This is a genomic window from Phyllobacterium sp., from assembly GCF_037994405.1.
GTDB lineage: Bacteria > Pseudomonadota > Alphaproteobacteria > Rhizobiales > Rhizobiaceae > Phyllobacterium.
In genome coordinates this window covers 1-5242 of sequence record NZ_JBBNAN010000094.1, presented here as the reverse complement: position 1 = coordinate 5242, position 5242 = coordinate 1, and the positions used below count along the sequence as shown (strand labels likewise).

5 protein-coding genes are annotated in these 5242 nt (G+C 56.7%); 1 reads left to right on the top strand and 4 read right to left on the bottom strand.

Annotation, left to right across the window (positions count from 1 at the left end; translation table 11 throughout):
- Positions 1 to 7: 7 nt before the first annotated feature.
- The 4 genes from xth to AAAC48_RS05625 form a co-directional block, all read right to left on the bottom strand.
- On the bottom strand, positions 8 to 796 hold the full coding sequence (xth, locus tag AAAC48_RS05640; RefSeq protein ID WP_340653240.1) for an exodeoxyribonuclease III: 789 nt from the start codon (positions 794 to 796) through the stop codon (positions 8 to 10).
- Between the two features lie 303 nt (positions 797 to 1099).
- Positions 1100 to 1855 carry an ABC transporter ATP-binding protein gene (locus AAAC48_RS05635; protein WP_340653239.1) on the bottom strand — a complete coding sequence of 252 codons (756 nt, stop codon included), beginning with the start codon at positions 1853 to 1855 and terminating at the stop codon, positions 1100 to 1102.
- Complete coding sequence (locus AAAC48_RS05630) at positions 1849 to 2916, bottom strand: iron ABC transporter permease (protein WP_340653238.1); 1068 nt, start codon at positions 2914 to 2916, stop codon at positions 1849 to 1851. The genes AAAC48_RS05635 and AAAC48_RS05630 overlap by 7 nt, the downstream gene beginning before the upstream one ends.
- Positions 2917 to 2921: 5 nt before the next feature.
- Positions 2922 to 4055 carry an ABC transporter substrate-binding protein gene (locus AAAC48_RS05625; RefSeq protein WP_340653237.1) on the bottom strand — a complete coding sequence of 378 codons (1134 nt, stop codon included), beginning with the start codon at positions 4053 to 4055 and terminating at the stop codon, positions 2922 to 2924.
- 110 nt (positions 4056 to 4165) lie between these two features.
- On the opposite strand from AAAC48_RS05625, the gene AAAC48_RS05620 reads away from it, so the two are divergent.
- Positions 4166 to 4972, top strand: a complete 807-nt coding sequence (locus AAAC48_RS05620; protein ID WP_340653236.1) for a methyltransferase domain-containing protein — start codon at positions 4166 to 4168, stop codon at positions 4970 to 4972.
- The last annotated feature ends 270 nt before the right edge of the window (positions 4973 to 5242 follow it).

The window sequence follows — 5242 nt, the reverse complement described above, 5'->3', positions numbered from 1 at the left end:
GCTTTGTTCAAGCGCCATGAACAGCGTTGCTGAGCTCGATCCAGGCGGGAGCATGGTCGCTCGCCTTGTCCCACCCGCGAACGTGCCGATCGACGTCAGTGGCAAGGAGTCGATCACTCAGTGCAGGCGCGAGAAGTAGATGGTCGAGGCGCAGCCCAGCATTACGGCCCCAGGCGTTTCTGAAATAGTCCCAAAACGTGTAGATGCGCTGGCCAGGGTGAAGGGCTCTGATCGCATCAGTCCATCCTTGTGCGAGAAGCGTCTGAAAAGCTTCGCGTGCCTCGATCCGGAAGAGAGCGTCGTCCACCCAGCGCTCGGGCTTGTAGACGTCGAGCTCTGTCGGAATGACGTTATAGTCGCCGGCCAGCACGATTGGTGCGCCGGTTCCGAGCAACTCGGCTGAATGCGCGGTCAAACGTTCGAACCATCGTAGCTTGTAGTCGAATTTCGGACCGGGCGCGGGATTGCCATTGGGGAGATAGAGACAGGCAACCAGGATTCCGTTTACGGCCGCCTCGATATAGCGGCAATGGTCGTCTTCTGGATCACCGGGCAGGGCGCGCCGTGTCTCGATCGGCTCAGCGCCGCGTGCGAGAATGGCGACGCCATTCCAGCGGTTTTGGCCATGCCAAATCGCCCCATAGCCAGCATTCCTAATTGCCGCGATGGGGAATTTGTTTTGCGGTGATTTGAGTTCCTGGAGACAGACAATGTCAGGCTCTGCTTCTGCCAACCAGCGCAGGAGCAAAGGCAGCCGGCCGTTCACGCCATTGACATTGAACGTGGCGATCTTGATCCCAGACTTCCGTCGCTTCTTTGACGCCATCATTTATTGGTTTACGTTGACCGCAATCTTCCTGATGGGACTTTGATCGCGACGTCGCTCCCTTCCCATTTAAGTTAGCTGAAACGGGCGAGAAGGACTACAGGAACGCGGGTGGCTATTCCGCATGCCGCATCACAGAATTGGCCTGCCAGTCTCTTTCGAATTGTCATCAGGCGTATGTTCATACCCGTGGTTTAAATCAGCGAGTCCCTGCGCAGCTGGAAGGTGATGCCGGATCTCTTTCCCATTTTTTGAACATCATGAAGATTGAACTCAAACAAGCGACCCGTCGACAATAATGACTGGCCGTCCCTGCGAGCAGTTCTCGATCCGGGCGTCGACGCGATAAATGTCGCGGAGCAGATCTTGCGTGATCACTTCGCCGGTCCGACCGCTGGCGATCATCGTTCCGTTGGCAATAACGATTGTGTTGTCGCAATAGCGCAATGCATGGTTGAGATCGTGCAGCGCGATCATCACGGCCATATTCGACCTGGCGGAAAGGCTCTTCATGAAGCTGAGAACCTCGATTTGGCGAAACAGGTCCAGTGCCGAGGTTGGCTCGTCCATCAATAGAATTTCGGGTTTGCGTACCAGTGCCTGGGCAATCGACACAAGCTGCCGTTGCCCCCCAGACAGTTCGCCGAGACTGCGGAAGGCGAGATCCTCGATCCTGAGTGCGCCCAGTATCCTGTCGATTTCCTTTAGCTCGCTGTCGTGCACCTTCCAGCCAGAACCTTGCTTGGATGCGAGCAACACGGATTCGTAAACCGTAAGGACTGCGTTGGCGCCCGTATCCTGCGGCATGTAGCAGATGGCCTCCTCGCCGTTGGCGGTATCGGAGAGGTGCACGAGGCCCGGCCCCGAGGCGAGCCCAGCAATGCGCTTGAACAGGGTTGATTTACCTGCCGCGTTGGGTCCGATAACGGCGGTCATGCCGCCGCCGGCCAGCACCCCTGTGCTTACACCGGATAGTACCGTGTGCTTGCCATATTTGGCGCCAAGACCTTCGAGCGCCAATTTTACCATGATCGCCTCCGGTGAGTGAAAATGAGTGCGAAGAAAAATGGTACGCCGACGAGCGCGGTTATGACGCCGATAGGAAGGACCGCACCTGGAATAAGCGTCTTGCTGACGACAGAGGTGGCCGACAAGAGCAGTGCACCGCATATCAATGACGCTGGCAGGAAAAAGCGCTGATCTTCGCCAACCAGCATGCGCGCGATATGCGGACCAACAAGACCGACGAAGCCGATCGTGCCGACGAAGGAAACAGGAATGGCAGCCAGAAGGCTCACGGTTAGCATGGTTTCAAGCCGCAGGCGGCGCACATTGATGCCAAAACTTGCCGCCTTGTCCTCGCCGAGCCGCAAGGCCGTCAATGCCCAGGCACGGCGGGCGAAAAGCGGAATTGTCACGACAAGAACAGCCGCGGTGATCCAGACCTTTGGCCATGTCGCCTTGGTGAGACTTCCCATGGTCCAGAACACAACCGCGGCAAGGGCTTGCTCGGAGGCCAGATATTCGAGCAGCGATAGCAGAGCGTTGAACGTAAAGACGAGGGCGATACCGAGCAAGACAATTGTTTCAACTGTAACGCCGCGCATGGTCGATGCAAAATGAATGAAGAGCGCTGCCAGCATCGCCATCAGGAAGGCGTTGATGGGCACCATGAACTGCGTTGCGAGCGGAAATACAGCGACCCCGCCAACCAGCGCAAGAGCGGCGCCAAAGCCGGCCGCCGCGGAAATACCAAGTGTAAAGGGGCTGGCCAGTGGATTGGCGAGTATGGTCTGCATTTGCGCCCCCGCTACCGAGAGTGAGGCTCCAACCGTTACCGCCATCAGCGCAATTGGCATGCGAATATCCCAGATGACCACACGAAGCTGATCACTGACTGTATCTGACCGGAACAACGCTTTCAGCACATCGGAAAGTGCGTAGTTTGCCGGTCCCAAAGCCATATCGATTGACATACTGAGGAAAAGCGCAGCAACCAATCCCGCGATGAGAACGGCCCGGCGAAAGGTCAAGGCGCGGTACTTGCCAAGTCCGGTCGCTGCATCGTTGCTATCGAGGGTGACTGCCATGGCGATTACGTGCTGGATTTCAGGGAGACAAAGTAACCCGGCTTATAGGGAAGCGGTAGAAAACGTTCGTGCAGCTCCTTGAACGTTGTCTCGGGATCGAGGTCCTTGAAGAGATCCGGGTGCAGCCACTTGGCGATCTCTTGAATGGCGACGAACTGATAGGGGTTGTTGTAAAACTGGTGCCAAATGGCGTGGACATTGCCTTCCTTGACCGCTTTGACGCCGGTGAACGCAGGCCGTTTGGTCAGGTTGTGCAGCTTGCGAAGCGCCTCTTCCTCATCCGCACCGTAACCGACGCCGACCCAGTTCCCGCCTGGGACATAGCCCTGCCAATTGCCGCCGGTGACAATGATCTGATCCGGGTTCGAGGCGATGATCTGTTCCGGGTTCACGGTGCCGAACGTTCCAGGAATAATGTCCTTGGCCATGTTGGTGCCGCCAGCAAATTCGACCATTTTGCCGAAATTCTCATTGCCGAATGACATGCAGCAATCGTCAGAGTAACCGCCTGCGCGCTCAACGAAGACGAGCGGCTTTGCTGGATTATCCCGTGCGAGAACGTCCGTGACCCTGGCAATGCTGTCTGCGCGGAATTTGATGAATTCCTCGGCCTTCTGCTCCTTGCCGAAGAGCTTGCCGATAATGCGCATGCTTGGCTCGGTGTTTTCCATCGGCTTCTCGCGGAAGTCGACATAGACCAGCGGAATGCCAACCTTGCCGAGTTTCTCGATATATCCCGCTTCTTCCGTGGCGGTCTTCGCATCGACATTCATGATGATAACATCCGGCCTCAGGGCGACCGCCTGTTCCACGTCGAACGTCCCATCTTTCATGCCGCCAAATGTCGGCAACTTGGCAAGACCGGGATATTTCGCAAGATAAGCGGCGTAGCTCTCCGGATCTGCCTTTGGCAAATCATCGCGCCAACCGACGATACGCTTGAAGGGTTCATCCCTGTCGAGCACGGCGACGAAATAAATCTGCCGGCCTTCGCCGAGAATGACCTTTTCGACAGGCGCACTCACTTCGACGTCGCGGCCGGTCACATCCTTGATGGTGATCTTTTCTGCGAACGCATTTGCTGAAAGGGAAATACATAGACCCACGGCTGCCAAAGCTGCCTTGTCAATGAACCGCATTCTTCGTAACTCCGGTGGAAAGCTGGCTCGTTCTATTATTTCATGACTGTAATGGTCAACATTTATCTTTTAGAACGCTTCCAAGCAATGATACATAGGGGACAGCCAGGATGGACAGTCGAACGGATGGATCGAATTTCGACCTTCGGGAGGAGATCAAACTCTATTGGTCGAAGCGGGCGGCGGCCTTTGATCAATCGCCTGGACACGAGATTTTCTCTGAACAGGAGCGTGCTGCATGGCATCAACTCATCCTCAGGCATTTGGGCGAGGGCAAGGGGCGCGCGGCGCTCGACCTTGCCAGCGGCACAGGCGTTGTATCGCATCTTATGGACGATCTGGGCTTCAGAGTGACCGGGATCGATTGGGCCGAGCCAATGCTGGAACTCGCCCGCGCCAAGGCAAGGACCAGAGGGCGCACGATCGCTTTCCATCTAGGTGATGCCGAAAACACCATGGAGCCGGCCAACCATTACGACGTCATTGTCAACCGGCACCTGGTCTGGACGCTGGTGAACCCGGCGGCGGCCTTTGCCGAGTGGTTGCGCGTGCTCAAACCGGGAGGTTCATTGCTCATTGTCGATGGAGATTTCGTCAATGCGAGCCAACTGGAGCGGTTAATTGTTCGATTTTCAGGGTTCTGTCAGCGCAAGGGACCTTTGAAAAGCGCGCCGGTGCAATTGTCAACTGACCTTGCCGAAACCCATCGCAGCATCCTCGCACGGGTCTATTTCTCGCAAGGCGCCCGTGCTGAAGCAGTGGCCGACCTGCTGAGACAGACGGGTTTCGTGGATGTTGCGATCAATACGAACATGCGCGCGATCCATCGTGCACAGGCCAAGAATATTGGCCTGTTGAAGGGGTGGGCGAGGGCATCTCAACATCGCTATGCGATCCGGGCCATTAAACAGTCGTGAAATCCAGCGCCGTGGGATTATCCCGATCTGGCACCTCAATGTGGCTTGGCATATCGACGCCGTCCAGGGCTTCGTCCGACGCGGGATGACCCTTGTGGACGATGCTGCACTCGCGTGAAACGGTTTAGCTCAGCCGCCCGTCCCGTATGCGCACGAGGAAGTCTTCTTCTCCGATCTGGCCGCCCTTGAGAACGAGCTCTAACGGCGCCGATCCGTCAAATCTGTGCCCCATACAGACAGGCGAGCCGGGCGATTGAGCAATTGGGTGAC

Coding starts and splice junctions, on each gene's coding strand:
- AAAC48_RS05630 (WP_340653238.1), bottom strand. CDS start 2,916: ATGGCAGTCACCCTCGATAGCAACGATGCAGCGACCGGACTTGGCAAG.
- AAAC48_RS05620 (WP_340653236.1), top strand. CDS start 4,166: ATGGACAGTCGAACGGATGGATCGAATTTCGACCTTCGGGAGGAGATC.
- AAAC48_RS05625 (WP_340653237.1), bottom strand. CDS start 4,055: ATGCGGTTCATTGACAAGGCAGCTTTGGCAGCCGTGGGTCTATGTATT.
- AAAC48_RS05635 (WP_340653239.1), bottom strand. CDS start 1,855: ATGGTAAAATTGGCGCTCGAAGGTCTTGGCGCCAAATATGGCAAGCAC.